This window comes from Spirosoma litoris (genome assembly GCF_054776755.1).
In genome coordinates, this window is the sequence record NZ_BAAHBI010000035.1 from 513,241 (window position 1) to 539,215 (window position 25,975).

The window sequence follows — 25,975 nt, forward strand, 5'->3', positions numbered from 1 at the left end:
AGTAACGATGTTTCGCTGAGTAGTGAACAGATCATCGGCACTGATTTATAGATCGATTTTCCACCAGCTATACACATCCTTGTTAACAACAATGGCACCGCTCTCATCAATATCAAGAAGATTGTAGACAACAATAACTGGAATAGGATGGGGAAGCCACAACGTTTTAGGGTTGACTTGTTTCTGGCAACTGGTCAGAAATGATTTATCGAAACGTGAAGTGCCTAGTAGCAGATTGGCCAGTTCAACGGGTTTCTCGACCCGAATACACCCATGACTTAGCGTTCGTTTTTCGCTTGCAAATAAGGAGCGTTGATTGGTATCGTGAAGATAAATATCAAAAGGACTGGTCAACGTAAATTTTAGGACACCTAACGCATTATCGCATCCAGTCGATTGCCGGAATCTGTACGGGAAGTTGCTGGGAGTAAGGGTTGACCAGGGTATGAGGTTGGGATCAACCAATCTTCCCTGGTCGTCGATCACCTGTAAGTTCATATCGGCTAATACGACAGACGGATTTTTTTTGATTTGGGGTAGAAGTTCCTTCGTCGCAATGGAGCGGGGCACATTCCAATAGGGATAGCTAATAATATTGGTAATCTGGGCGCTAAAGGATGGCGTTGGCGTGCTGGGTTTGCCTACAATAACCTTGCTGCTGAGGAGTGTTTCTCCCTGGTGATCAATGACGCGCAACGTAGCGGAAGGAATGTTCACAATAACACGTTTGTCCGCCGGAAAACGATTGAGCCAGCGGTAAAAATTGAGCGTCGATTTTACCTGCTCAATCGTCAGTGAGTCGGCCATATAATCGTCGGTCAAACAGCGTATACAATACGCTTTCAGCTCTCTATATTTTCGGGCATGTGATTCTAGCGAATCCAGCAGTGGGCACCAATCCTCTCCAGCCAGAAACTGCTTTGTGAGTTGATTCACCCGGCCTGTATCCAGCCGCTCTACAAGTCCCTGATAGCTCATTCGCTGGATGGGTTTTCCGTAAATGATCTGGGTAAAATAGGCCTTTAGGCATGTCGCATCAGGGGTTGTGCAAAGACCATCAACCCCAATGTCACTGGCATATTGACGCAATCGAACCCAGTCGCCCTCAATCTGACCGTTGGCAAAGGAGGGAATAACTAACAGGCTAAAAATCAGGTAGCGAATCATCTTGATAGGGAGAGTTTTGAGTAGACAAAATTCCTTCAAACGTCTCGCTTTGTGCCTGACCTTAGTTACTCAACAGGCTGAAGTTTATCAACTAGCAAGCTGCCTTACCTCATTGAAGGAGAGTTCATCAAGGGCATAATTTTGTTAGCCTGACGATGGTATAACCGGCATCGCTAGTCCATGTCAGATTCGTTTAAATTTCACGCCACTTCTCAGATGAATGCCAGGAACGCGTGGTAGTTGAGACGTTTTTGCTTCATCGAGAACCGATACGTAAGAACCATGAGACACCATCTATTTTTAGGACTGATTTTGTGCTGGATCGCGATCCTGGCTTCTACAGCAGTACAGGCGAAACCTATCTGGAAATTCAGCGTAGTTGTAGCGGTAGAGAAGCAGACGGCCGATTTCTATCAGGCCATGCTCTCCAAACCTATTGATCAGATTGTGGGCGATCAGATGGCAACCGTTACGGCTAATTTCAATAGTTCGCCCAATTTCAACGGTATCTACAACTTCGAGGTCGACTCGATCTATGTCTTTGATGGACCAGCCCAAACGGAGGTTTTTCGGGCTCACCCTCATTTTCAGTACTGCGTTGTCATTGATGGTAAGTTTACGACGCCTACCGTAGGCGGGGGCTGGTATGGTAGCTATCAGACCATCTATCACAGCTGGGACTGGAATGTCAATTTCGACAGTGGGCCTTTCGGACCGGGTGCCACCGACGGGCTAACGCATGAATTTGGCCATTCCCGAGGAGCAATTGATATTTACGGATTACGGGTTGAGGGCGCAAAAAATTCCGTCAATGGGCAAACATTTGAGCCAGTTAACTCCATTATGAATTTTCCCTATGGCAACATCGTCTGGGATGAATACACCACTAATTTATTGAATTCGACGGGTGGCGATCCTATTGTCGGAGACCAGTGGATTATCCGCCCCTTTCCAAATACGATGGGCATAAAGGCTGTCAATGCCAGTGGAGCAACATTAGCTAATGTCAAGCTGGAGTTATTTGGCGTCGACTGGTTTTCCTACTCCGTTTCAACAGCCCCTATACTGACTACTTCAACGAATATAAATGGGACCTACTCGTTTCAAACCAATCCTTTTCAGCCCGCCACTACTGGTTATCCCTGGACGATGCGTTATGCTAACTTTTTAGTGAAAGCGACGTACAACTCCTTTGTTATATATCGATGGATGCCCTTATATGATGTTCAGAACGCATATTTCAAGAATGGTGCGAATTCATCATTTGGCTTAGAGCTCGTGTTTCCTGCATCGACAGATGTGATTCAACTGACGAATTTGAGTACATCTCAGGGTTGCCCAGGCAAACCCCTGGATGTGTCGTTTACAGTGTCGGGGACATTTGAGCAGAGTAACCAGTTTAGCGTATCGATCGTAGACAATAACAATAACTCATACTGGTTTGCTCATCTTGATGGTAACACGGGGGGCACGATTCAAACTAAAATTCCATCCGCAGGTAGCGGAGCGTATAAGATTCGAATTACCAGCAGTAAGCCTTATGCCGAAAGTCTGTATTACCCTTTTTTAATTGATCCTTCACCCAGTAATCCAACGGTGCAATCAGTAACAGTCTGCCAGAATTCATCTCCGCCTGTTCTTCAGGCGGTTGGGCAAAATCTGTTATGGTACTCCCAATCGGCGGGTGTTTCCTCTACTGCTCCCATTCCTAACACGAGTAAAACGGGCTATTTGTATTATACCGTTACGCAAACAATTGATGGTTGCGAAAGCAGTGGTGCTGGTTTGTCGGTAACGATAAATCCACAACCGGTAGCCAGTCTTGTCGCGAATGGGCCCCTGAGTGGTAGCCAAACCAGTGCCACCTTAACGGCCGATGGAGGGCAGTCCTATTTCTTCAGTGGGCCAGGGCTAGTTAGTCAAAATCCAGTATTAGGGACAGTCATAGCTACCTCATCCGGTATCTACTCGGTTACTGTCACGAATAGTTTTGGTTGTATGGCCACGGCTAGTGTGGCCCTGGCCGGTACGGATTTAACACCCACGTTAGTCCTGCCCCAGGCTAATTTTCCATCAAGCGGCAGTCAGGGTGATTTTGTAGTGAACCTCGTTGAAGTGGCTGGATTGCCGACCTCACTCGGTCTGGTAGCCATCACTATTACAGCTCCCGTAGGCTATTCACTCACTTTTAACCCTTCTCAAACATCTATCAACATTACTGGAGGAGAAACTAATCCTATAGCAGTGAAAAATACGAGCTGGATACAAACTAACTCGTTGGCTGGTCGGCAAATTTCCTTAATGCTAAAGTCTGATCAATTAATACCAGCGGGAGGTCAGATAAGTATAGGATTTACCTTAACACGCACTACGGCCAATTCGGGTAGTGTCTCCAATATCACTGTCAATGTTACGAATGATGCTACCAAACTGTACGATGGCAATCCGTTTAACAACGTTTACGTCCGTATTATCAATAGCTTATGAAGATACAAGTGATTATTAATCAATCGAACGTTCGTTCATTTATCGTAAAAGCCATGACCTTTGAACCTGCTTCCCAACTGTTGGCATTTGTTCTGCCAATGTCTTTTCTAAAAGGCGATCTCATTTTCCACCGGGGCAATCCGACGCAGGAGGATATTCATATTCCCATTAAGCCCACATTGAAGCCAAGGCAGGTCGTTTCAACGGCCCAACTGGCCAAGGGCATTTGGCAAGTTTGCCTTAACTGGTCCGATGGACGTTTGCAATACCTTGAGGAGAAAGTGATTAATATCGATTGACAAATAGGTGTTATAAAGCTTTGTGCAATCTGTGGCCCTTCAGCTTATCTAACTGTTTATTACGAACTTTACAGTAGTAAAATCCCTGATTTCAACTGTGACCATTGGTTCGACTAATTCAGAAAAAAGGGGGCTTATGTGATTGGTCATCTGAACTCAATTTACCACGAATAAAACGCAGCGATAAAACACCATAAACTACCAGGGCAGCCGTCTCATAAAATGCCTCTACATGGTTCCGTTCATAAACGCCCGTTTTTACATCTAGTGCCCAGTCAGTCAGGGCATAACAAAAGCCAGCAAAGCCTGCCAGGCTAGCCAGAATAATTCCTGTTAATATGAGTGAGTCACGCATGTTGATGACAATAAGTTTGCTTTTTGGTATTGAATTATTTTATGCAAGACCTGCTCAAAACGTCTCCGCGAAACCTTGGCTTTATGTTCATTGAACAGACAGATCTCTACGGGTTGAGGCCCATCGAGTTCAATTTTTTGTACAAAATTCGGGTTAATCATTTCCGATTTATGAACCCGTATAAAGGCAGGCAACTGATCCTCGAACCATTTGAGTGTGAGGGCAATTAGCAGAGGTCTGGATTGCGTACTAAGATGAACCCAGCTATAATTGCCGTATCCTTCAAGGCGAATAATGGCCTTTGAGCATATGGGTAAGCGATGACCAGGCAGCTTTATTGAGTCGACTGGGTGATTATCTACATTCTTCATGAACTAACTAATTAGTGATGGTAGAATTGGAAGGCCATTTGAACAGCCATGACTAATCCATACGAAAGGATTCGCTGAACTAGAGAAATGCAGGCATAATCTGTCTACAGACAGACCACCCGGTAACGTTGCTCCCATATACGACTATCAACAAGTTATGGTCGACTTGTTCGTACAACAACTGAGGGCTATGCTGGAAAGGAGTCCTGCCTAGATGAATAATCTAGTTTTTTTGCGTTTAAGCAGCAGAGAAGGGGAGTTCAGGCTATTGACGTCCTGAAAAAAGGAGCTGTTAGATAAGCTCTGTGGAGAGATTTGCGTTTGAACGCATGGCAGAAAGCCAAAAGAATTTAATGCGAAGGTGGGCTGTCCGGAGAAAGCCGATTGCTGAGAGCTTTTCTGTCGATCCTGGATTGAGGGAGAAGTCTGTCCCAACGTCAGGGCAGACTTGTCAAAAGCATCACGAAAACGATTCATACGAGTTAAGATTTTGAATGATAATTAGACTAAAAAGCGGTGTAGTGGTTGACAAATAGGAGGGAAGTTACTTCTCCTTTTTCCGGCAAGTATGATGATAAACGGCCTACATTAAAAAATGTTTAATGTGAGACCTGAATGCTTGTATCCTTCCTTTGTCAGTGCCTTAAGCGCGTTATTTTCATCATATCAATTCTGTCTATTTCTAAATTAGTAGCTAGGCTAGGCTGAGTCGAACATTCTGATAATCTTTACAGTATAGCCTACATCAGAGGCAGGTTTTATGAAATCGATTGTTGCTTTTTTGCTGGCCGGACTGGTACTGGGAAGTAGTTTACTACCCGGTTTTGGTGTCGATCAATCAGCCAGACTGGTCGATCTGGTTGAGCATTATCAGGAACATCGACAGATGGAACCTGAGCTTGGTTTCCTTGATTTTATGGTGATGCATTATGGGGTCAACTCCGAGCATCAGAAGCATCCCAATCATTCGCATCAAAACCTGCCTTCCAATAATCACTCAATGCCTGTATATACAGCACAGGCCATTCGGCTGCTGCTGGTGTCTTCTGCTTCTGTATTGGTTTCAGCAAAAGCCGATTTCGTTCGGAAGACTGATCTGTATGACTTTCTGGCGACTTTCGCTCTCATTAATCCCCCCAGAGCCTAAGTTACTTATGCCTCTGGCCGAAGTGAGTCTGTACGAATTTGATTTTGACTCCCTTTCCCTGCCAACTCCTTTTCAGCGTACATCCTGGCTAGTTGGGTGGGTAGCTGGCCTACTTGCAGCCGTTAACCTCTTTTTGTACTGACGCTTTGAATCAGTGGATTTATAGTCTACTTGTTCAGCTAGTGACCAATACATACAGTAAGATGGTCAGCAATAATTACCCTCATTCATTTTGGGCATTGTGCATCTAATTCTCCCAGAGAATCTTTATCGACCTATTATGAAACCAATTAGGTATTTCTCTCATAAGCAGACTGTCTGGTATAATGTAGTAGATTATGTACACCTACTAATTGATACGAAGACAATTTGGGCTATAAGGCCTGCTGATCCCGGCAAGCGGAAACGTCAGCCAAAATCAGCCGAACAAATTGTTCTTGCTCGCCTAAACCGCTTGAGTTCGGTTTATCAATTGCGGGTAAATCAGGAAGTATATGCCGACTGGGTCATCTTTGAGCACTTGTATCGGTTGCTTAAACCCTTCATGGTCAGGTCAGATGATTGGGCAAATCCGGATGGATTAATTTGGCAAACGCAGCAATTTATTGATCGTTCGAAACGATTGGGACACTCTGTCGACCCCTCCGCCATCGCGCCTTATTTCAACGAAATACATCCTGGCAAGCTTGATTGATAAAATAAATTAACGTTTGCCACGCTTTTAGACTACACAACGTATTATAGTATAAATACTTAATTTATTGCCCCACTGTAGAAACATGAATCGGTACGACTTTTTAAAATCTATGGGCTTTACGGGGGCTGCTTTGATGGCAGCGTTGACCTCCTGTATCCATGAAGAAGATACCGTTGTGAATGCGCTTTCGTTGCCGGGTACTACTACCCCCACGAGTACCACTACGTCTCCTATAGCGAGTACAGTAACGTCAAGCACGACGGTAGCAAGCAATGGAACGGACCTGAGTACCATTACCAATCGGTTGCTAACGATAGACCTGACTGCCGCAGCGGCTTCGGCCCTGAAAACCGTCGGGGGCTATCTGGTGCAGAGTGGGATCGTGGTGGCTCAGACCAGTAGCGGGGTCTATGTAGCAGTAACCCAAACCTGTAGTCATGAGCCTAAAAAGGCCATTATTTTTAATAAAACAGAGTTTTACTGTACCGTACACGGAGCGCGTTATGACCTGACGGGCAAAGGAAAAAACAGCTTTGGCAGCAAAGGCATTGCGGTTTACAAGACCGCTACCGACGGAAAAACCCTGGTTGTTTACAGTTAATCAATGACTTCTCATTCGTAAAATCCTATGAAATTCGTACTCGTATCCCTACTCGTTGGTCTGTTAACAACGGCTCCCAACTGGCAGCTTAATTTTGAGCAGGCAAAAACCGAAGCAGCGCAATCACACAAATTCATTTTACTGAATTTTTCCGGGTCGGACTGGTGTGGCCCCTGCATCAAACTCAAAAAAAACATATTCGAATCGGCAGAATTCGGGCAGTTTGCCTCGGAGCACTTAGTGCTGGTTCGGGCCGACTTTCCTCGCTTGTCAAAGAATCAACTTGACGCTCGTCAGACTACTCATAATGAGGTACTTGCTGAGACCTATAATCGACAGGGAAAATTCCCGTTTACGGTGTTGCTCGATGCATCTGGTCACGTTTTGAAAGAGTGGGAAGGGTATCCTCAATCGCTCACTGTGGCCTCGTTCCTGGAGACGATACAGACCGTTACGGCATCTGCAAAATGAGTGAGTTGCCAGCCATCCACCAACGGGTCGAGCGATTGATGGGCAACCGGTTCGAATTGAGCGTTGTCAGTTCAGATGCCCACTGGGCCAACGAACGTCTTGAGGAGGCCATTGCCGAGATCCGCCGGATCGAACGCTTATTAACTACTTACCAGAGCGATAGTCAAACGAATCAGATTAATGCACAGGCGGGCATTCGTCCCGTGCGGGTTGATCAGGAGGTATTTTCATTAATCGAGCGATCCTTAAGGCTATCGGCGCTAACGCAGGGTGCGTTCGATATTACATACGGGTCGATTGATAAACGCCTGTGGAATTTCGATACCACGCTGACTGCTTTACCCGATCCTAAGATCGCCCGGCAACTGGTTCGACTGATCAATTATCGGCATGTTATACTCGATGCGGATCAGCAGACAGTTTTTTTAAAAGAAAAAGGCATGCGAATTGGGTTTGGAGGCATCGGTAAAGGCTATGCGGCTGAGCAGGCCAAGCGTATTTTGTGTCAGAATGGTGTTGAAAATGGGATTGTCAATGCCTCTGGTGATTTGACTACCTGGGGAAGTCAACCCAACGGACAAGCCTGGACCATTGGCATTGCTGACCCCAACGGCGCGAATCGGCAGGCATTTTCCTATTTAGGAATCAGTAACATGGCCATTGCTACCTCGGGCAGTTATGAGAAATACGCCCTGATCAATGGCAAACGATACGCCCATACCATCGACCCCAAAACGGGTTATCCCGTATCGGGCATTAAAAGTGTGACCATTATTGCGCCCAATGCTGAGCTGGCCGATGCGTTGGCTACCCCCGTGATGGTTATGGGTGTGCGGGTGGGTTTAGATCTGATTAACCAGATGCGCCACATCGCCTGCATCATTATCGACGATTTCGATGCTCTCTATACGTCCACTAACATTCGAATTACAACACCTACTGTAGCCTAACTACCAATGAAAAAACTAATTGCCTCCAAGGCCCTGCTGGCTAGCCTGATCGTGCTCAGCCTATCGGGTTGCGTATCGGTGAAAGAGTATCAGAAAAGTCGGATTAATGACGCCGAAATGGAATTGTCGGCCCGAAAGTCGGAGAAGTTCGAGCAGAATTTCTACCTCTACCGCGAAGGTGCGGCTGGTGCGAATGGTGGAAAAAGCGGAGGAGGTTGCGGCTGTAACTAAGCCATTCGACTGATGAAAAAAATCTGTTTATCTGTTAGCGTTTTGCTTGGTTTACTCCGGGCGGGTTATGGCCAATCGGTTAGTCCACCCGCCTATGAAACCCGTAAACTCAAGCTCGAGGAGATTAATTTAGTATCGAGTTATTACCAACAGGACGGCAACAATTCGGCAGTAACAGGTGGCATAGGCACTGAACACCTCACGGATTTTGCCCAATCGATCGATCTGGTACTGAAAACGACTGACCGAAAGAACCGTCAACATACGCTCGCCTTCGATTTCAACATCGACCATTATACATCGGCCTCATCCGATAATATTGATCCATTAACGGTGTCGTCGGCTTCTCGAAGTGATACCCATATTTACCCATCAGTTGCCTGGAGCGTCCATAACGACGACCGACGGACAACGCAGGGAGTGGCGTTGTCTTATTCGACGGAATATGATTACAAATCCTACGGACTTAACCTCAGTTTTGCCAAAGCTTCGGCCGACAATAACCGGGAAATAAGCCTGAAAGCAGGTGCTTTTTTTGATACCTGGAAGGTCATTCTTCCCCCTGAACTCAGGCCGGAAGGGTATGGCTCGGGCGCTCATGGAGATCGCGACCCCATCGATTACAAACCCCGTAATTCCTATAACGTAAGTCTATCGCTCTCTCAGATTATCAATAAGCGTTTACAAGTACTGCTCACCGTCGAACCGGCCTTTCAGCAGGGACTGTTGAGTACGCCTTTCCATCGGATTTACTTTCAGGATGGGGGCGAAACGGTGGAGCGTTTACCCGGTAATCGACTGAAGTTGCCAATTGGCTTTCGCCTGCACTATTTCCTGGGGGATCGAATCATTGTCCGAACCTTTTACCGCTACTACATCGACGACTGGGGTATGCAGGCCCATACTGTCAATCTTGAAACGCCCATTAAATTAACGTCTTTTGTATCGGCAAGTCCGTTTTATCGGTTCAGTCATCAATCTGCCGTGAGCTATTTTGCGCCTTATGGTCAGCACAAGCAAACCGATCAATATTACACCAGCGACTATGATATTTCTGGCTTCAACAGTCAATTTCTGGGACTAGGTATTCGTCTTGCCCCGCCGGGTGGCTTATTCGGTACAGGGCATTGGCAAAGCGTGGAGCTACGCTACGGGCATTACATACGGACTACGGGCATGGTCGCAAATAGTATTACGTTCTTGGCCAAGCTGAAATAAAGACGAGGTATCAATCCAGAATCAGTTTCATGAACCGCCGGTTAAAAGATTGAGACAGACTTTAGACTAATACAATCCAAAAAAACATACTACCACGAAACAAAAAAAGCCGCTTAACAGAAATGTTAAGCGGCTGATTATCAAGGTGGGCCAGGCAGGGCTCGAACCTGCGACTTACTGATTATGAGTCAGGCACTCTAACCGACTGAGTTACAAGCCCATTGCCGATTGATTGCTCAGTTCAGCGGTGCAAATTTAGGAATTATTTTGACAGAATTGCAGAATTAACGGGTTTTTCGATGTGTAGTGCAGTAATTCGTATCGATAACCCTGCTGTAAGCCCGTCAGTACTATCTTTGCTTAATGGCAACGCCGAACAAGAAGAAAATTCTGAATGACCCGGTTTATGGGTTCATTACCATACCAAGTGAGCTGCTCTTCGATTTAGTGGAGCATCCTTACTTTCAGCGTCTCCGACGAATTAAACAGTTAGGTTTATCGGAATACGTCTATCCAGGCGCGTTGCACACCCGCTTTCACCACGCATTGGGCGCTATGCACCTGATGGGCCAGGCGATGAGCACGCTACAAAGCAAAGGACACACAATTACCAACGAAGAATGTGAGTCTGCCCAGATCGCCATTCTGCTGCACGACATCGGACACGGTCCGTTTTCGCATGTATTGGAATGTTGTTTGCTAGACAACGTACCGCACGAGCATATTTCATTGATGCTCATGCACGACCTCAACCAACAGTTTGGCGGTGCGTTGGCCTTGGCCATAAAAATGTTTGAAGGAACCTACGATCGGCCATTTTTTCATCAGCTCATTTCGAGCCAGTTGGATATGGATCGGATGGATTATCTCAACCGGGATGGCTACTATACGGGCGTTGCTGAAGGAGCCATTGGAGCTGAACGCATTATTAAAATGCTTGATCTGGTCGATGATCAACTCGTGGTAGAGGCCAAAGGAATACTGAGTGTCGAAAATTTTCTAAATGCCCGTCGATTGATGTATTGGCAGGTCTATCTGCACAAGACGTCGATTTGCTGCGAATCGATGCTGATCCAGATTCTGCGTCGGGCCCGATTTTTGAGTCGGCAGGGCAGCGGAGAGCCGGTCTTTGCGTCTGAGCCGTTCCGGTTGTTTCTCTGCGAAAGTGTCTCCTTAACTGATTTTCAGACGAACCGAAAATACCTTGATGCGTTTACGAAACTGGACGATTTCGACGTTTGGGCCTGTATTAAACAAGGTGCTTCACATTCCGATCCGGTTCTGTCTAGGCTGTGCCAGATGTTGCTCGATCGCCGGTTATTTAAAATTATGCTATCGACCGACCCATTTTCGGGAGAATTGTTAACACAGCTCGAAAAGCAGTTACGGAACACCGGCATGCCCGCCGATTGGCTTTCGTATTTTCTGGTAGAAGGTCAGGCAACCAATGCCGCTTATTTGCCCTCAGGAGATCGAATTGCGATTAAACTGAAATCGGGTAAAGTCATTGACATTGCCGATGCATCAGACCTGTCGAACATTCAAGTCCTGACCAATATCGTTCGCCGATATTACGTTTGCTGGGCCAGGAATTTAGTAATCGACAAAACGGAAGACGAATAGAAGTAGTACAATACGTTAACTTATGGCACCTGGATACATATTTTCACGTATTCAGCTAATTTCATCGTGTTCACTTACCTAACAAATTGCGGAAAAGTGCAATTTGTTAGCTACCTTAGCGGCCTTATTTCCCGTGAATAACGGGTGTTTTGCGACGGCAGTCATAAAATATATGAAGTTTACAGTCAAGCAGATTGCTACACTGCTGGGGGGCGAAGTTACCGGGAATGATACACTGGAAATCACCGGCTTAGCTAAAATTGAAGAAGGGAAAACAGGCGATATTTCGTTTCTGTCCAACCTCAAATACGAGCCGCATTTGTACACTACCCAGGTGTCAGCTGTGATTGTTGATCGCTCATTTGAGCCTAAAAAGCCGGTTTCGCCTGCTTTAATCTTTGTAGAAAATTCCTACTCTGCATTTACCCGCTTGCTTGAAGAATACCACAAGCAACTAATTTTTGCCCGGGTAGGTATAGAGCAACCCTCCTATATTGGCGATGATTGTCAGGTTGGGGAGCAGATTTACCGGGGGGCGTTTTCGTACATTGGTCGAGGGTGTCAGATTGGTAAAAACGTTAAAATATACCCTCAGGCCTATATTGGTAACAATGTATGCATTGGCGATAATACGATTATCCATCCAGGTGCCCGCGTGCTGGACAACACCATCATTGGGCAATACTGTGTTGTTCATCCCAATGCTGTAATTGGTAGCGAAGGCTTCGGTTTTGCGCCACAACCTGATGGTACTTACAAAACAATTCCGCAATTAGGCAACGTTATCCTGGAAGACTTCGTAAATATAGGTTCTGGTACCACAGTGGATTGTGCTACCATGGGATCAACAATTATCCGGAAAGGGGCGAAGCTAGATAACCTGATCCAGATTGCTCATAACGTCGAAATTGGCAAAAACACTGTGATTGCTGCGCAATCAGGCGTGTCGGGGTCAACAAAACTTGGCGATAATTGCGTTATTGCCGGGCAAGTTGGCTTTGCCGGACACCTGACAATCGCCAATGGCACAAAAGTCGGAGCGCAGTCGGGTGTAGGAAAAAGCATTGAAGAAGAAGGTACCGCCATTAATAGTTCGCCTGCTTTCGGTTTGAAAGAAAGTATGCGTTCTTTAGCCGTTTTTCGGCGATTACCGGAGCTGGATCAACGCATAACGAAATTGGAGAAGAAACAAGAAAAATAGTTTATGGCTACGGTTTACAGTTTACAGTTGGCTGACGCGTCAGTTCTTTATGCCTCAGCCAACTGTAAACTGTAAACCGTAAACCATAAGCTGCAAACGAATGAATACCAAACAACAGACTATTCAAAAATCCATTTCGGTATCGGGGGTAGGTCTCCATACGGGTGTTCAGGCAACGATGACGTTTTTGCCTGCGCCGACGAATCACGGGTATAAATTCCAGCGGATTGATCTGCCGGGGCAACCTATTGTGGATGCCGATGTGGATAACGTTGTGGACCTCTCGCGTGGAACAACCATTGAGCAAAGCGGGGCCCGGGTTCATACCGTAGAACACACGCTAGCCGCTCTGGTTGGATTACAATTGGATAACGTCCTGATCCAACTGGATGGGCCTGAGCCGCCGATTATGGATGGGTCTTCCATTCAATTTATTGAAGCACTGCGTTCGGCTGGTATTGAAGAGCAGAATGCCACGCGTAATTACTTCGAGGTCAGTGAATACGTTCACTACCGCCTTCCCGAAAAAGATATCGAACTGGCCGCCTTGCCTCTGAACGACTATCGGATAACGGTAATGGTTGATTATAACTCACGGGTTATCAATAGCCAGCATGCTTATCTGAACGACATTAGTCAGTTTCCTGAGCAGATTGCTAATTGCCGCACGTTTGTGTTTTTGCATGAGCTGGAGGCACTCTATAAACAAAACCTCATTAAAGGCGGTGATCTGACGAATGCCATTGTGATTGTTGATCGCGATGTGCAGGATGGCGAGCTGGATTACCTGGCCGATTTGCTTCACAAGCCAAAGGTGAGTGTTAATAAGCAGGACGGCATTCTGAATAACACCAAACTGCACTATCCGAACGAGATGGCTCGTCATAAACTGCTCGATGTAGTTGGTGATTTGGCGCTGATTGGTCGGCCTATAAAAGCGCAGATTCTGGCGGCTCGTCCTGGTCATGCGGCTAACGTGGCATTCGCCAAAAAAATTAAGAAGCTTATCCAGAAAAATGCGGTCAATCAGGTGCCGCAATACGATCCGATGCAGCCACCTGTGTTGGATATCAATCGGATTTCACAGTTGCTGCCTCACCGTTATCCTTTCCAGATGATTGACAAAATCATTGCGCTGGATGAGAATAGTGTGGTGGGAATCAAGAATGTGACCATGAACGAGCCTTTCTTCCCTGGCCACTTCCCTGGCAATCCGGTTATGCCGGGTGTCATGCAACTTGAAGCTATGGCCCAAACGGGTGGTATTCTGGTACTTAGCACCGTTCCCGATCCAGAAAACTATTGGCCATTTTTGGTCGGAATCGAGAATTGCCGATTCCGTCGCAACGTTTTACCTGGAGATACCGTAATATTTAGATGTGAGTTTACCTCGCCCATGAAACGCGGTATCGTAAAAATGCAGGGCCGCGGCTACGTTGCAAACCAACTGGTATGCGAAGCTGATATGATTGCCAGTCTGGTTAAGAAAAAATGATGAATTATGAATCGGGGTCGCTGTGCGGATAGATAGGTGTGATCGCCTACCACCCCTGTCATTCATCATTCATAATTCATCATTCATCATTCAAAGAAGTATGATTCAACCGTTAGCATATATTCACTCCGAAGCGAAAATTGCGCAGAACGTAGTGATTGAACCATTCGCCATTATTCATAAAGATGTTGAGATTGGCGAGGGGACATGGATTGGCTCACACGCGGTTATTAACGAAGGTGCTCGTATTGGACGAAACTGTAAAATTTATCCTGGCGCTGTTATTTCATCCACTCCGCAGGATTTAAAGTTTAATAACGAATACACCCGGACGTTTATCGGCGACAATACAACCATCCGGGAGTATGCCACCATTAGCCGGGGCACCGAAGAACACTGGAAAACCGAAATTGGCTCGAATTGCCTGATTATGGCCTATGCGCACGTTGCGCACGACTGTCGGATTGGTAATAATTGTATTATCACTAACAATGTGCAAATGGCAGGTCATGTACACATGGGCAACTGGGCAATCATTGGTGGTTCCAGTTCGGTCTTACAATTTACCCGTATTGGTGCGCATGCGTTCATCTCGGGTGGATCGTTGGTTCGGAAAGACGTCCCCCCATTCTCAAAAGCGGCCCGCGAACCGTTAACCTACGCAGGGATTAACTCAGTAGGAATTCGCCGACGGGGCTATACGAACGAACAGATTAATCAGATCCAGGAAATCTACCGCTACATCTATCTCCGCGGGTTAAACAATGCCGATGCATTGGCTCAGATTGAACTGGAATTACCTGCCTCCGACGAGCGCGATGAAATTGTAAATTTCGTTCGTTCATCAGAACGAGGTATTATGAAAGGCCCGACTTCTCACGGAGGAACCGAAGGCTAGTGCTTTGGCAACATAGATTCTAGAGGATTCTATAGATTCTTCCGATTTAATCAATGGTGATTATCAGAGCGATAGAATCCCGAGAATCTATAGAAACTAAATTGGATGAGTACTAGGCGATAATGAATGTAAAATGGATAATGAATAATGGGTAATGATTCTAAAAGGACCATTATCTGTTATTCATTATCCATTTTACAGTATTCATTCTCTGTTATCGATTTATGAAAATAATTGCTGAGCAGTTAGGCAAGAAATACCGGAAAGAGTGGATTTTTCGGCGTGTTGAGCTAACCCTCACTGCTGGAACAAGTTACACATTCATCGGGCCAAACGGTAGCGGGAAATCGACGCTTCTTCAATTGCTGGCAGGAAGTTTACCGATTACAGAAGGGAAATTAACGTACCAACTCCAGGACGCTACTGTTGAACCCGACAACTGGTTTCGGCACATAAGTATAGCGGCTCCCTATCTGGAATTAGTTGAGGAGTTAACTCTGGATGAACTGCTGACATTTCACCAGACCTTTAAGCCGTTCAAGGCTGGTCTGACTCCCGAAATTATCGCCGATCAGCTGTTACTTTCTCATGCCCGGAATAAAGAAATCAAGTATTTTTCGTCGGGGATGAAGCAGCGGGTTAAGCTCGGTCTGGCGTTTTTCTCTGATTCACCAGTTGTCATTCTTGATGAGCCTACCTCAAACCTCGATCGTCAGGGTACAGATTGGTATCTGCAGCAGGTTCAACAACTAATTGCCCCTTCGAACCAATCACCTCAACTACTACTGATTGGCTCTAACCAACCTGAGGAGTACGACTTTTGCCCTAATGTGATTGATATAACACAGTGGAAGTGAGGTATCTTCGCAGGGGTAGCCTTTACATTGTAGCTGGTTCTGCATTGATGACTCTTGGTATCCAGATAATGACGTTTGTTGCGCCCTCCGGTGAGGTTTCAATCGTTAGTCGCCCCTGGTTCAGTTCCAGAATCTTTTTGACAATGGCCAGCCCCAGGCCAAATCCCTGCTGTTCGTATTGCTTTCGGTCGAATTGTTTATAAGGGGCAATTTGATCGCAGTACTCTGCTTTGAAAGGTTGTCCTTTATTGGTAAACGTTAAGCGATAATCGTCCTCATCATGGATACCCGTAAGCAAAACGGTCTTTCCCGAAGCAGAGAATTTAAACGCATTATCAATTAACTCACTTAAACAGATTCCCAGGTTTTTCTCCGAAATCCGAAGTTGAGCGTTTTCTATTTGAAGCTGATAGGTAAGCTCCCGATCCTGCCTATACGCAACAGCCTGCACGCTATCGTCGACCAGCTTTTCTGTGATGGGGGCGTTCTCCGTAGAGAAATAATCAAAATTAGCTTGCGAAGAATCGACATGCTGCAACATATCCATTAGCTGAATATTATCCAGTGATCGTTTCAATCGTAGGCCACTTATCTTGATCATCCCAACCATCGACACGACTTCGTCGTCGCTAAATTGCTGATAATCATCTATCAATAGGGATGAAAAGCCAATGACGCCCGAAAGGGCTGTATTGTACTCGTGAGCGGTTACGGAGGCTAATATATGTCGATATTTATCTATCTCTAGTTTGAGATCGCCTTTTCGCAAAGCCTCTCGTTTTAAACGGCTGTTAACCGTTTGTAGCAGGTCATCATGAGTGAATGGTTTGGTCAGACAATCGTCGGCCCCTTGATTCATTCCCCGACGCACATCGGCAACGTTCGTTTGAGTAGCGAGCAATATAAATGGAACGGTAGAGGTCAATCGATTGGTACGGACCGCTTCGAGCACCTGATACCCATCAACGCCAGGCATCGTCATGCTACACAAAATCAGATCAGGTACCTGGAGCAACGTTTGGTCAATTCCTGCACGGCCATCCGCTACTGTTGTTACCTGAAACCCTTGTGAGTTCAGCAGTTCTTCTACACTTTTCCGTATCTGACTGTCATCTTCAATAAGTAAGATTTGAATTGGCATGTTTATAAATAGACACAGGTAAACGCGGCAGAATACCCTCCTCTTAAGCTTCCATTCGTTTAAAACAATAACGATTATGTAAGTGCAATTTCTTAAATGACAATGAAATAGTTGGCCTATTTTATTAAATAATTACCAGTATTATCTCCTTAAAGTTACCATATATCTTATTTTACAAAATTCGCAAAATAATCATTTAGTCAATATTGACAACTTAATATTACTTTTCAAACAAAAACTTAGCCAATTGTCAGCAAAATCAAAAAAAGTGCGATGACATCCCTATTCTCAGCTTAAATTAATTGGGTAGCTAACTTTAAAAACGATAACAAACTCGCATTCAATAAATAAAGATAGTTTGACCGGCAATACATGCAAGTACACCCAAACGCACATTTAAACTTTGGCAAAAAAACAAACCATTCCCGTTTTCAATCAGCATAAAGAGGCAAAAGCTGGCTTTTTTATAAAATCGATGCGCGAGTCGATTGATAATGTGGGGCACGATGTGGTCAACGCGCACCGCGATGAGACGTATCTGCTTTTTGTCCTGAAAAGCGGCTTCTGCCGGGAGTTGATTGATTTCGAGGAACATACGTTTAGTGGTCCCTCGTTCTGTATGATCCATCCAGAGCAAGTACATGGCTTACTGGAACATCGTGACATAGATGGCTGGGTAATTTCATTTGATTCGGGCCTGCTTACGAAGGAAACGATCCATTTAACCAGGTTGATTAACTTTTCGAATATTTCGGAGCATAAAGCGGGAGCACTGAACATGATTTACGAACTAACCGATTTGGTCTGGCGTCAATTTCGTTCCGATGGTAACACAACGCACCAGTTGCTTACGCTTCGCTATCTGCTGAACGCGCTGATTACGGCCATTGTCGACCTCAATCAACCGAGTAACACCCTGTCTGAATCCGTTGAAAGCCGACCTGATGAGATTACGGGGGCTTTTCGGCAGTTACTAAATACGAATTTCGTTCATTGGAAACGTCCGGCGCAGTATGCACATGCCCTTCACCTATCTGTCAATCACCTGAACGATACGGTCCGGGAAAAAACGGGTTTCACCGTCTCCTACTGGATTCAACACCAGACAATGCTTGAAGCTCGGCGGTTGTTGTACAATACGCAGCAGACGGTGAAAGAAGTGGCCCATCAGCTTGGCTTCGACGACCAGCACTATTTTTCGCGTCTTTTTCGAAAGGTTACTGGGCAAACGCCTATTTCGTTTCGGCAATCATCCCGGGATTTGTCCACCAAAAGCCCTCGTTAAGCCATTCTTTTCGGGCTTTATGCCCAGTTTCTTTGTAGTCGAATCATTTTCTGCTGCACACAATGGGCGTATTGGATAATCTTGTCAAACGGTTTTCTCGAAAAGCTGTTTTGATCGATAAGCAACAACTTACTGAACATACATTTCACCTGAAAATTCAAGGGGATGACTTAAAAAATTTGCCGTATACACCGGGCGAGCACCTACGCGTACTGGTTGGGGTAGATAAGGGTACATCCATGCAGGATAAAGTCAGAACCTATTCCGTCTGGCAGTATGACCCAGCCAACGCTAGTATGGATTTAGCTGTTTGCACACATTCGACAGGGATTGGCGCCCGTTGGGTTCGCGAAATTGCGCTGGGCGATATGCTGTACTTCGGTGGGCCGAAAGGTAAGTTCACCGTCGATCAATCGGGCGATTATTATGTATTTGTTGGCGACCCTTCGGCTCTGGCTCATTTGTATGAGATTAATCGCCATCTGGAGCCATCAAAGCCTGTTATCAGCCTCATCTATGGCGATACCACGTCCGATCTATTTGCCGATCTGACTGGCGAAAAACCATTTCCTTTTTATCAGTTGTCACAAAATCCTGGTTCGGCGGTCATTGAAAAGTTGGACGCCCAACTAAAAAACAAATCGGGCAAAGGAATTCTGTACGTAGGGGGCGACGGACGGTTATGTGTCGCCTTAAATAAGCATTTTCGAAACGAACTACATTGGGAGAGTCGGCAGATTAAAACCAAACCATTCTGGCTACCCAATAAAACGGGACTAGAATAGCAAGTACGTTTTAACGGCTTACTGAATAAATTTAGATGCCATTGAGACAGGTTTGTACACCTATCCCAATGGCATCTGGATTTATTCGTTAGATCCGTTCGGCCAGGAACGCGGCTACTTCGGCCAGACGATTTGAAAAGCCCCACTCGTTATCGTACCAGGCTGCTACCGATAAGAGGTTGCCTTCTTTAGCCGTCAGCGGTAGGTCGATAATGGATGAGTGTGGATCGGCGACAATTCGTGAGGATGCCCATTCTCCTTCCAGAACATCCATAACACCCTTCAGAGGTCCTTCACTGGCGGCCTTGCGGAACGCATCGTTCACTTCCTGCACCGTACAATCTTTTTCGGTAATCAGGTTTAGCTCCGCAATGCTACCGGTTCGGGTAGGTACGCGGTAGGCTTTACCGGTAATTTTAAGGTCTTTCCAAATGAACTGCAACGCCCGAGCGGCACCCGACGACGAAGGAATGATATTTTCGGCAGCGGCCCACGAGTCGCGCCGGTCTTTCATGGGCTGATCGGTCAGAGACTGGGTATTGGTATATGAGTGGACGGTTGAAAACAGACCATACTGGATACCGAAGTTTTCCAAAATGACTTTCACCACAGAGGCCAGCGCATTGGTGGTACAGCTACCCATACTAACGATATGATGATTGGCCGGATCGAACGTATCCAGGTTGATACCTTTCAACAATACGGCGTCGCAATCGGCCAGGGATTTGCTGGGGGCGCTAATCAGCACATACTTGGCACCCCGATCAATATGAACCTGGGCACCAGCGCGGGTTGTAGCCCGGCCTGTACAGTCGACGACAAGGTCAACGCCCAGGGCTGCCCAATCGGGTACTTCTTTCGATGAGTTGATATATGGAATCGTTCGGTCGCCTATGACTAACTTGCCTTCACTGCCCGAAACTGGTTCCGACCAACGACCGTAGTTAGTGTCTACTGAAAATAGGGCTGCCAATGTAGGCTCGTCCCGAATGTCGGCTATTGCAACCGGCACAAATAATTTATTTTCTAAACCAACGCGGAGAAACTGCCGTCCAATCCGGCCGAATCCATATAAAGCAATCGTTGCCATATAAATAAAGCGTTTATGAGATTATTGGTACAGAATAATGAGATATAACCCTCATAGGAAGAAGCCTAAAACAACGGCTATAGTTCTCTTAATTTGCTTATTTTATAGGACTTTCGCCCATCACCTTGCGAAAGCCTTAATTTTGATGTGGATAAGTCGTATACGATTAACGGCCATTCAGAATGAGCCAGATTAGTGGTATCAGGCAGTTTGGTTGCTGATACTTAGTAGAAAATGAATATATTTTGACAGGATAAAACCGGATTTACTCGATGATGTCGGCTTCTTGAAAAATTGTCAGGTGTGAGCACCTCACCTTACAGAATAAGTTGAAAGTCCTGTTTTATCCTGTCAATCCTGTCAAAAAACTTTTTAGAAAACCCGACATGCGAAAACGAATCCTACTCACCTTATTGATCCTTTGGCCCGCTTTACTACACGCTCAGAACGTCTGGAACGGTAAGAAATGCGCCGTAGTACTTACCTATGACGATGCCTTGCTGGTACACCTCGACAATGTTGTTCCCGTTCTGGATTCGTTCGGGTTGAAAGGAACATTCTATTTGTCGGGCTATTTCCCTGGTTTTGCTAATCATATAACCCGCTGGAAATCGGTGGCTACTCATGGCCATGAGTTGGCCAATCATACCCTGTTTCATCCATGTATAGGCAATACCCCCGGCCGCGAATGGGTAAAGCCAGCCAATGATTTGAGCAAGTATACCGTTCAGCGAATGACGGATGAGATGAAGATGACCAACATTCTGCTTAAAACCCTCGATGGGCAAAGCGCCCGCACGTTTGCCTACCCTTGTGGCGATACCAAAATTGGTAATGTTGATTATTACAAAACCGTAGAAGGCGATTTTGTAGCTGCGAGAGGTACCAAAAGCGAGATGAAGAAAATCGCCGAAATCAATCTGGCGGATATCGGCGCCTACGGTATGAATGGTCAGTCGGGCGAGCAGATGATTGAATTAGTCAAGCAGGCGCAAGCCAGTAACTCGCTGCTTGTTTTTCTGTTTCATGGCGTGGGTGGTGGTCATTCACTAAATGTCGCGCTGTCCGAACATAGCAAACTGATTCATTACTTAAAGCAGAACGCAGCCGACATCTGGATTGCGCCTTTTATTGAGGTGGCTCAACATGTCAAGAATCAGAAAGCTCCTTAATCTGCTTCTCCTATCAATCTGCTTTACGCTTAACGGCGTTGCGCAGCGCGTATTCATTCAGCAAATGGACCTGTCCCGACAAAGCAGTTATGCCGTTAAGCAACTGGCCAAAGCACTTTTTGCGAAAGTCCTGAAATTATTAGCTAGCGCTCGTCCAATTTAGCTTCTATAGATTCTCGGGACCGCCCGCGCGGTTGATTCTATCGTTTCTGATTATCAGTGCAATAGGATCGACCGCGCGGGCGGCCCCGAGAATCTATAAAAACAGTTAAAATCTAGTTTGTCAAAGCACTAGTTTAGAGCTAAAGACCCTTCACGGCGCCAATGACCCAACCCGAATACTTTGGTTTGTGAGATAACAATTTGAGAATGGGTAAAACTTGAATTAACTCAAAGGGTAGAAGTTTGGTAATCGTCTCTAAAGGCCAACAAAACCAGGTTGGCCCCCTGCACCATTATCTGTTCGACACACCCAGTGTCCGTTCAACATCCTTCTGATATAGTTTTCCGATGGGTAGTTCCTGGCCATCAATTTCGACATGGCGGGGCGTATAGCTGGTGATCGCCGAAACAGCCACGATAAATGATCGATGTATCCGCACAAACTGGTTGGCAGACAACTGGGCTTCTAGTGAACTGATTGTTTGCTTAACCAGCAATGGTTTGGCCGTGCGGGTTACAATACGTACATAATCTTTCAGGCTTTCGATGTATAAAATCTCATCTGGCTGCACTTTGATCAGCTTCCGGTCGGCTCGAAAAAACAGCGAATCTGCACCGACCGGGTGAATCGTTTCTTTAACAGGCTCTTGCTCAATGAGTCGGTGTTCGGCCGCTTTTTCACTTTTCTTCATGACTTTACTGACCGCCCGCAGGAACCGATCGAACGGAATGGGTTTGAGCAGGTAGTCGGCTACATCCAGGTCGAATCCATCAAGGGCATATTCGCGGTACGCTGTCGTGATAATGACCGTTGGTGGATTCCGTAGCGAACGCAGGAAATCCGTTCCCAGTAGCTTGGGCATCGTAATATCCAGAAACATTAGGTCAATGGGTTGCTGCTGTAGCACCCGAAAGGCTTCCAGCGCATTTTCGCAGCGGGCAACTACCGTCAGGCCATCAATGGATTCGATGTACATCTCCAGCACATCCAGGGCGGGGGGCTCATCATCGACCAGCAAACAACGTAGCAGCATCTTCTTGTTGGTTTGGGTATGTCGGGAAAAAGGCAGACTAAGATACCATTTCCCCGGCAACTATTCCTATCCAACCACAGCCCTTTGAGGAACCGGCACCAGCAAACACCCAACCCGAACCCATACACATCGCTCTGCTTAAAGCAGATAGTGTCAATAACCACTTCGTGACAGCTAAGTAAACTAACGTGATAAGTGCCGATCGCAATCGGTGTCCAGTCTGATCTGTGCCTCGCCGAACTACTTCAGGCTCGTCAGGCGAACCCTATCGATTTGATCGCCATATGGTAAACCTGCTCACAAAATGATCTCCTTCAGCACCGTATCCGAATGTATGCGTATTAGGAAAAACCAGTTCGAACCGTTTACGCAGGTTGGTAAGTCCGATGCCTGCGCTGGTTTGGGCAGTAAGCGGCTGGGCGATACTATTCTTTACCTCAAAGGATAGACTGGTTTCACTGGCCTGTACTATAATGGAAACTACGGCGGCTTCCGTATGCTGAGCCGCTCCGTGTTTAAATGCATTTTCGACCAAGGGAATCAGCAACAGGGGCGCCACTGTCCAGTCTGCTACATTGCCTGAAACCTTGGTTGTTACGCTCAGGCGGGACCCATAGCGTAGTTTTTCGAGTTCGACGTAGCTTTCGATGAATGTAAGTTCCTGCGTTAGCCTCACATCAGGCGTGTCGCACTCGTACAGCACATAGTGTAACAAACTGGATAATTTCAAAATCAGGCCGGGCGTTTGGGGCGACTGCCGTAGACTGAACGAATATAAGTTGTTGAGTGTGTTGAACAGAAAATGCGGATGAATCTGGGCTTTCAGTACCTGCAATTTTGTCTGTATAGTTTCCTGAGCAAGCTGGTTGCGGAGTTGCAACAGAGCAACGGTTCGCCGTTGGCGGAGTAGAATATATCCTGCTCCGCCCAGCAGTAATAACAGGACTGCTACTCCGCCCAGAGCGATTACTTTTTGTTGCATTTGAACCAACTGATGGCGGGCTAACTGCTGTTGCTGGCTTAACATGGCCAGTTGAGTTTGCTGGGCATACACCGACCGCAGCAACTGTAATTGTCGGGCAGAGCGTTGCTGGTCGGCTTGCTGACTCAATTGGAGTAAGGCTTTTCGGGTTCCGGCCAGTTTTTGCCACTGGCGTTCACGTTCGTATACGTCGGATAGGTAGGTGTAGTATTGAATTTGGGAAATGACAGACAGCCGCTGTTGTTGACGCGCAATCAGCTTCTGCCCATCCGTTAACACCTGCTCAGCCCGAAGAGACTGATTCTGCCGCAGCAACACATCGTAGAATCGGGGTAACAGTAGCAACAGACCATCGTAATCCTGCTCAGCGTGGGCAATCTGGATGCCCTGTTCATACTGTTGCAGAGCCTGGGTAAGCTGACTCAGACCCATATAAGCATTTCCGACTGACCAGTGCGCCACTAATTGTCCACGTCTTGAGCCATCGGCAAAAGCCTCAGTTAATGCCTGCAGCCCGGCTTTTACGGCTGCCGGATACTGTTTCAGTACATTATGTGACTGGCTGAGGTTATTCAGCGCATGAAACCGACGAGCCAGATCGTGGGGTGGGTGGTTGCGTGTTGGTAACAGAGGCAGGCTCTGCTGTAGACACGCTATGGCTCGCGTAGGTTTTTGCCAGTCGGTATAAATCAACCCCATCAGCATGTATGCATTTCCGATCAGTTCGCGGTCGCCGAGCAGCCGGGCATAGTGCAGACTGCTGTCGGCGTAATGAAGCGCTTCTGGGTAGAGCGCATTCTGATCGAAGAGTTCAGTCTGGTAAGCAAAGCCGAAGTACAGACCGGATAAATAGTGCAGTGATCGGGCAAGCTGTTGGCTTTTCTCCAGAAAATAATGAGCTGAATCGGCCTGGTCTAACCCGATGTACTGGCTCGATAAGTGTAGATAGGTATCGACTAAAGCGGGACTATCGATATGAGTAGCAGCCACTACCTGCCGAAGACGATCAATCTGCTGGCGAGTTTGTTGATACTCCCCTGCTTGCCCCAGGCCGACAACTGGCCACACGACCCATAGCCAAAACAGAAGAGTATAAGCCCGGAGCATTTGTTTCGACGAGCTTTTACAAAGGCTCGTTTGCCAAAGATAAACACCGTTGAGTCTTTGAAGTAATACGATGGGGTCGATTATCGGCTAATGGCGCGTTATTCGTAATTAACGTCATTCGTCGGCGACAAAAGACGCCTGTCGCCGACGAATGACGTTCCGCGATCCTGATCGGGAGTCTATAGGCGAAAGCAAACGGCTTGTCGACTTTGTCAGCAAGCCTCTCACATACAATCTACTTTTAACACAAGCCATCGGCTGACGCCGATTAACTAGTCCTTCTAAACGTCATGAAACCATTTTCAACGTCACTATTTTTAGTGCTGCTGTTAGCTGTTCTACTTGAAGGGTGCAAAAAAGACAGCGTCTCTCCAACCAATAACAGCACGATGACCCCCAATTATCAGGCCATCATCGACCTGAAATATAAAGCGCTGGGCTGGACAATTACCCCTGATAATAGCAACCATGCCGAATCTACGGTGGGTGCAACAGGCTGGGTGCAGTACTACGGCAATAAATCCCAGGCTATTTACTTCTTCAACGGGGTAGCTTATGGGATGTATAACAATGAACTCAAAAAATACGATGCTATAGGCCAGGATAAGTTTGCCATTCTTACCGCCGACGCAGCACCAACCAGCGACGGGACGTATTACAATGAATTTAGTCGGGTAGCCGACGGATCGGCAGGTGTCATTGTTACCTCACCCAACGGCGGGACGTTTCTGGTGTATGGCGATATTTATCTAAAGTATCTCGCCCTTAACCGCTGGGCTGGCGTATTGGGTTACCCAACCAACGACGAGTCGACCAATAACAGTGGGCGTCGGTATAATAATTTTGCCAGTACTAGCGGAGCCGGTTGCATTGTGGCTGGTCCTGCTGGTTCTCAGGCCATCTGGGGAAAAGTTTATAAAATGTGGCTCAATACGGAGGGCGACACCGGCTGGCTGGGAAACCCAACGTCAAGCTGCGATCCGACTCTAAGCGATAACGGACAGCTAGTCAAATTTCAGAATGGCACGATCAATATAACTACTGCTGGCTGTGGCCAGTATAAGAAACTTGATAATACAATAGTACCGGCTAATGGGAGTCTTCAGTCAACCGTTTTAACCAAAATACCCTGTTATTAATCCGCGCAAT

General features: G+C 46.5%; 26 protein-coding genes and 1 tRNA gene. 19 read left to right on the forward strand and 8 right to left on the reverse strand.

What is annotated here, in order from left to right:
• Positions 1–45 precede the first annotated feature (45 nt).
• The gene (locus ACYVGR_RS21440) at positions 46–1,167 is read right to left on the reverse strand and encodes a L,D-transpeptidase family protein (protein WP_460960467.1); all 1,122 of its coding nucleotides are present in this window, start codon (positions 1,165–1,167) and stop codon (positions 46–48) included.
• A gap of 282 nt (positions 1,168–1,449) precedes the next feature.
• Here ACYVGR_RS21440 and ACYVGR_RS21445 point away from each other — a divergent pair, with 282 nt between their 5' ends.
• Positions 1,450–3,654 carry a hypothetical protein gene (locus tag ACYVGR_RS21445; protein ID WP_460960469.1) on the forward strand — a complete coding sequence of 735 codons (2,205 nt, stop codon included), beginning with the start codon at positions 1,450–1,452 and terminating at the stop codon, positions 3,652–3,654.
• Positions 3,651–3,953 (forward strand): hypothetical protein, encoded by a 303-nt coding sequence (locus tag ACYVGR_RS21450; protein ID WP_460960471.1) that lies wholly within the window; start codon positions 3,651–3,653, stop codon positions 3,951–3,953. Before ACYVGR_RS21445 ends, ACYVGR_RS21450 begins: the two co-directional genes overlap by 4 nt.
• Before the next feature lie 118 nt (positions 3,954–4,071).
• Here ACYVGR_RS21450 and ACYVGR_RS21455 read toward each other — a convergent pair whose 3' ends face one another.
• Both ACYVGR_RS21455 and ACYVGR_RS21460 read right to left on the reverse strand, forming a co-directional pair.
• On the reverse strand, positions 4,072–4,308 hold the full coding sequence (locus ACYVGR_RS21455; protein WP_460960473.1) for a hypothetical protein: 237 nt from the start codon (positions 4,306–4,308) through the stop codon (positions 4,072–4,074).
• The gene (locus ACYVGR_RS21460) at positions 4,287–4,679 is read right to left on the reverse strand and encodes a LytTR family DNA-binding domain-containing protein (RefSeq protein WP_460960475.1); all 393 of its coding nucleotides are present in this window, start codon (positions 4,677–4,679) and stop codon (positions 4,287–4,289) included. Before ACYVGR_RS21460 ends, ACYVGR_RS21455 begins: the two co-directional genes overlap by 22 nt.
• A 760-nt stretch (positions 4,680–5,439) precedes the next feature.
• Here ACYVGR_RS21460 and ACYVGR_RS21465 point away from each other — a divergent pair.
• The 7 genes from ACYVGR_RS21465 to ACYVGR_RS21495 all read left to right on the forward strand — a co-directional run bounded on the left by ACYVGR_RS21465 (position 5,440) and on the right by ACYVGR_RS21495 (position 9,994).
• On the forward strand, positions 5,440–5,826 hold the full coding sequence (locus tag ACYVGR_RS21465) for a hypothetical protein (protein WP_460960477.1): 387 nt from the start codon (positions 5,440–5,442) through the stop codon (positions 5,824–5,826).
• 280 nt (positions 5,827–6,106) lie between these two features.
• Entirely contained in the window at positions 6,107–6,520 is a 414-nt protein-coding gene (locus ACYVGR_RS21470; RefSeq protein WP_460960479.1) for a hypothetical protein, read from the forward strand.
• 85 nt (positions 6,521–6,605) lie between these two features.
• On the forward strand, positions 6,606–7,124 hold the full coding sequence (locus ACYVGR_RS21475; RefSeq protein ID WP_460960481.1) for a Rieske 2Fe-2S domain-containing protein: 519 nt from the start codon (positions 6,606–6,608) through the stop codon (positions 7,122–7,124).
• 27 nt (positions 7,125–7,151) lie between these two features.
• A complete protein-coding gene (locus ACYVGR_RS21480) occupies positions 7,152–7,595 on the forward strand; it encodes a thioredoxin family protein (protein ID WP_460960483.1) in 444 nt (147 codons plus the stop codon).
• On the forward strand, positions 7,592–8,545 hold the full coding sequence (locus ACYVGR_RS21485) for an FAD:protein FMN transferase (protein WP_460960485.1): 954 nt from the start codon (positions 7,592–7,594) through the stop codon (positions 8,543–8,545). The genes ACYVGR_RS21480 and ACYVGR_RS21485 overlap by 4 nt, the downstream gene beginning before the upstream one ends.
• A gap of 6 nt (positions 8,546–8,551) precedes the next feature.
• Positions 8,552–8,776 carry a DUF4266 domain-containing protein gene (locus ACYVGR_RS21490; RefSeq protein ID WP_460960487.1) on the forward strand — a complete coding sequence of 75 codons (225 nt, stop codon included), beginning with the start codon at positions 8,552–8,554 and terminating at the stop codon, positions 8,774–8,776.
• Positions 8,777–8,788: 12 nt separating this feature from the next.
• On the forward strand, positions 8,789–9,994 hold the full coding sequence (locus tag ACYVGR_RS21495; protein ID WP_460960489.1) for a DUF3570 domain-containing protein: 1,206 nt from the start codon (positions 8,789–8,791) through the stop codon (positions 9,992–9,994).
• Positions 9,995–10,140: 146 nt separating this feature from the next.
• Here ACYVGR_RS21495 and ACYVGR_RS21500 read toward each other — a convergent pair.
• A tRNA-Ile gene (locus tag ACYVGR_RS21500) sits at positions 10,141–10,214 on the reverse strand.
• 143 nt (positions 10,215–10,357) lie between these two features.
• On the opposite strand from ACYVGR_RS21500, the gene ACYVGR_RS21505 reads away from it, so the two are divergent.
• From ACYVGR_RS21505 to ACYVGR_RS21525, 5 genes are all read left to right on the forward strand, one after another.
• Positions 10,358–11,617 carry an HD domain-containing protein gene (locus ACYVGR_RS21505; protein WP_460960491.1) on the forward strand — a complete coding sequence of 420 codons (1,260 nt, stop codon included), beginning with the start codon at positions 10,358–10,360 and terminating at the stop codon, positions 11,615–11,617.
• A 172-nt stretch (positions 11,618–11,789) separates the two neighbouring features.
• Positions 11,790–12,818, forward strand: a complete 1,029-nt coding sequence (lpxD, locus tag ACYVGR_RS21510) for a UDP-3-O-(3-hydroxymyristoyl)glucosamine N-acyltransferase (RefSeq protein WP_460960493.1) — start codon at positions 11,790–11,792, stop codon at positions 12,816–12,818.
• A gap of 100 nt (positions 12,819–12,918) precedes the next feature.
• Positions 12,919–14,313 (forward strand): bifunctional UDP-3-O-[3-hydroxymyristoyl] N-acetylglucosamine deacetylase/3-hydroxyacyl-ACP dehydratase, encoded by a 1,395-nt coding sequence (locus ACYVGR_RS21515; RefSeq protein WP_182458113.1) that lies wholly within the window; start codon positions 12,919–12,921, stop codon positions 14,311–14,313.
• Between the two features lie 100 nt (positions 14,314–14,413).
• On the forward strand, positions 14,414–15,211 hold the full coding sequence (gene lpxA / locus ACYVGR_RS21520) for an acyl-ACP--UDP-N-acetylglucosamine O-acyltransferase (RefSeq protein ID WP_460960496.1): 798 nt from the start codon (positions 14,414–14,416) through the stop codon (positions 15,209–15,211).
• A gap of 224 nt (positions 15,212–15,435) precedes the next feature.
• Positions 15,436–16,068, forward strand: a complete 633-nt coding sequence (locus tag ACYVGR_RS21525) for an ABC transporter ATP-binding protein (protein ID WP_460960498.1) — start codon at positions 15,436–15,438, stop codon at positions 16,066–16,068.
• 22 nt (positions 16,069–16,090) lie between these two features.
• Here ACYVGR_RS21525 and ACYVGR_RS21530 read toward each other — a convergent pair whose 3' ends face one another.
• A complete protein-coding gene (locus ACYVGR_RS21530) occupies positions 16,091–17,209 on the reverse strand; it encodes a hybrid sensor histidine kinase/response regulator (protein ID WP_460960500.1) in 1,119 nt (372 codons plus the stop codon).
• Between the two features lie 403 nt (positions 17,210–17,612).
• On the opposite strand from ACYVGR_RS21530, the gene ACYVGR_RS21535 reads away from it, so the two are divergent.
• Together ACYVGR_RS21535 and ACYVGR_RS21540 are read left to right on the forward strand one after the other, a co-directional pair.
• Positions 17,613–18,494, forward strand: a complete 882-nt coding sequence (locus tag ACYVGR_RS21535) for a helix-turn-helix domain-containing protein (RefSeq protein ID WP_460960502.1) — start codon at positions 17,613–17,615, stop codon at positions 18,492–18,494.
• A 62-nt stretch (positions 18,495–18,556) separates the two neighbouring features.
• Positions 18,557–19,279, forward strand: coding sequence for a siderophore-interacting protein (locus ACYVGR_RS21540; RefSeq protein ID WP_460960504.1), 723 nt, complete (start codon positions 18,557–18,559; stop codon positions 19,277–19,279).
• A gap of 88 nt (positions 19,280–19,367) precedes the next feature.
• On the opposite strand, the gene ACYVGR_RS21545 is transcribed toward ACYVGR_RS21540, so the two are convergent.
• A complete protein-coding gene (locus ACYVGR_RS21545; protein WP_460960506.1) occupies positions 19,368–20,369 on the reverse strand; it encodes a type I glyceraldehyde-3-phosphate dehydrogenase in 1,002 nt (333 codons plus the stop codon).
• A gap of 386 nt (positions 20,370–20,755) precedes the next feature.
• Between ACYVGR_RS21545 and ACYVGR_RS21550 the strand changes: the two genes are divergently transcribed.
• Both ACYVGR_RS21550 and ACYVGR_RS21555 read left to right on the forward strand, forming a co-directional pair.
• Positions 20,756–21,541 (forward strand): polysaccharide deacetylase family protein, encoded by a 786-nt coding sequence (locus ACYVGR_RS21550; protein WP_460960508.1) that lies wholly within the window; start codon positions 20,756–20,758, stop codon positions 21,539–21,541.
• A complete protein-coding gene (locus ACYVGR_RS21555; protein WP_460960510.1) occupies positions 21,516–21,704 on the forward strand; it encodes a hypothetical protein in 189 nt (62 codons plus the stop codon). The genes ACYVGR_RS21550 and ACYVGR_RS21555 overlap by 26 nt, the downstream gene beginning before the upstream one ends.
• Before the next feature lie 292 nt (positions 21,705–21,996).
• On the opposite strand, the gene ACYVGR_RS21560 is transcribed toward ACYVGR_RS21555, so the two are convergent.
• Both ACYVGR_RS21560 and ACYVGR_RS21565 read right to left on the reverse strand, forming a co-directional pair.
• Entirely contained in the window at positions 21,997–22,737 is a 741-nt protein-coding gene (locus ACYVGR_RS21560; RefSeq protein WP_460960512.1) for a LytR/AlgR family response regulator transcription factor, read from the reverse strand.
• 265 nt (positions 22,738–23,002) lie between these two features.
• Positions 23,003–24,826: a sensor histidine kinase gene (locus ACYVGR_RS21565; RefSeq protein WP_460960514.1), complete on the reverse strand. Its 1,824-nt coding sequence runs from the start codon at positions 24,824–24,826 to the stop codon at positions 23,003–23,005.
• A 290-nt stretch (positions 24,827–25,116) separates the two neighbouring features.
• On the opposite strand from ACYVGR_RS21565, the gene ACYVGR_RS21570 reads away from it, so the two are divergent.
• Positions 25,117–25,965, forward strand: coding sequence for an LGFP repeat-containing protein (locus tag ACYVGR_RS21570; protein ID WP_460960516.1), 849 nt, complete (start codon positions 25,117–25,119; stop codon positions 25,963–25,965).
• Positions 25,966–25,975 lie beyond the last annotated feature (10 nt).

Bases quoted from the DNA above. Each gene is read 5' to 3' on its own strand.
- ACYVGR_RS21440 (WP_460960467.1), bottom strand. From the start codon at position 1,167: ATGATTCGCTACCTGATTTTTAGCCTGTTAGTTATTCCCTCCTTTGCC.
- ACYVGR_RS21445 (WP_460960469.1), top strand. From the start codon at position 1,450: ATGAGACACCATCTATTTTTAGGACTGATTTTGTGCTGGATCGCGATC.
- ACYVGR_RS21450 (WP_460960471.1), top strand. From the start codon at position 3,651: ATGAAGATACAAGTGATTATTAATCAATCGAACGTTCGTTCATTTATC.
- ACYVGR_RS21455 (WP_460960473.1), bottom strand. From the start codon at position 4,308: ATGCGTGACTCACTCATATTAACAGGAATTATTCTGGCTAGCCTGGCA.
- ACYVGR_RS21460 (WP_460960475.1), bottom strand. From the start codon at position 4,679: ATGAAGAATGTAGATAATCACCCAGTCGACTCAATAAAGCTGCCTGGT.
- ACYVGR_RS21465 (WP_460960477.1), top strand. From the start codon at position 5,440: ATGAAATCGATTGTTGCTTTTTTGCTGGCCGGACTGGTACTGGGAAGT.
- ACYVGR_RS21470 (WP_460960479.1), top strand. From the start codon at position 6,107: ATGAAACCAATTAGGTATTTCTCTCATAAGCAGACTGTCTGGTATAAT.
- ACYVGR_RS21475 (WP_460960481.1), top strand. From the start codon at position 6,606: ATGAATCGGTACGACTTTTTAAAATCTATGGGCTTTACGGGGGCTGCT.
- ACYVGR_RS21480 (WP_460960483.1), top strand. From the start codon at position 7,152: ATGAAATTCGTACTCGTATCCCTACTCGTTGGTCTGTTAACAACGGCT.
- ACYVGR_RS21485 (WP_460960485.1), top strand. From the start codon at position 7,592: ATGAGTGAGTTGCCAGCCATCCACCAACGGGTCGAGCGATTGATGGGC.
- ACYVGR_RS21490 (WP_460960487.1), top strand. From the start codon at position 8,552: ATGAAAAAACTAATTGCCTCCAAGGCCCTGCTGGCTAGCCTGATCGTG.
- ACYVGR_RS21495 (WP_460960489.1), top strand. From the start codon at position 8,789: ATGAAAAAAATCTGTTTATCTGTTAGCGTTTTGCTTGGTTTACTCCGG.
- ACYVGR_RS21505 (WP_460960491.1), top strand. From the start codon at position 10,358: ATGGCAACGCCGAACAAGAAGAAAATTCTGAATGACCCGGTTTATGGG.
- lpxD (WP_460960493.1), top strand. From the start codon at position 11,790: ATGAAGTTTACAGTCAAGCAGATTGCTACACTGCTGGGGGGCGAAGTT.
- ACYVGR_RS21515 (WP_182458113.1), top strand. From the start codon at position 12,919: ATGAATACCAAACAACAGACTATTCAAAAATCCATTTCGGTATCGGGG.
- lpxA (WP_460960496.1), top strand. From the start codon at position 14,414: ATGATTCAACCGTTAGCATATATTCACTCCGAAGCGAAAATTGCGCAG.
- ACYVGR_RS21525 (WP_460960498.1), top strand. From the start codon at position 15,436: ATGAAAATAATTGCTGAGCAGTTAGGCAAGAAATACCGGAAAGAGTGG.
- ACYVGR_RS21530 (WP_460960500.1), bottom strand. From the start codon at position 17,209: ATGCCAATTCAAATCTTACTTATTGAAGATGACAGTCAGATACGGAAA.
- ACYVGR_RS21540 (WP_460960504.1), top strand. From the start codon at position 18,557: ATGGGCGTATTGGATAATCTTGTCAAACGGTTTTCTCGAAAAGCTGTT.
- ACYVGR_RS21545 (WP_460960506.1), bottom strand. From the start codon at position 20,369: ATGGCAACGATTGCTTTATATGGATTCGGCCGGATTGGACGGCAGTTT.
- ACYVGR_RS21550 (WP_460960508.1), top strand. From the start codon at position 20,756: ATGCGAAAACGAATCCTACTCACCTTATTGATCCTTTGGCCCGCTTTA.
- ACYVGR_RS21555 (WP_460960510.1), top strand. From the start codon at position 21,516: ATGTCAAGAATCAGAAAGCTCCTTAATCTGCTTCTCCTATCAATCTGC.
- ACYVGR_RS21560 (WP_460960512.1), bottom strand. From the start codon at position 22,737: ATGCTGCTACGTTGTTTGCTGGTCGATGATGAGCCCCCCGCCCTGGAT.
- ACYVGR_RS21565 (WP_460960514.1), bottom strand. From the start codon at position 24,826: ATGCTCCGGGCTTATACTCTTCTGTTTTGGCTATGGGTCGTGTGGCCA.
- ACYVGR_RS21570 (WP_460960516.1), top strand. From the start codon at position 25,117: ATGAAACCATTTTCAACGTCACTATTTTTAGTGCTGCTGTTAGCTGTT.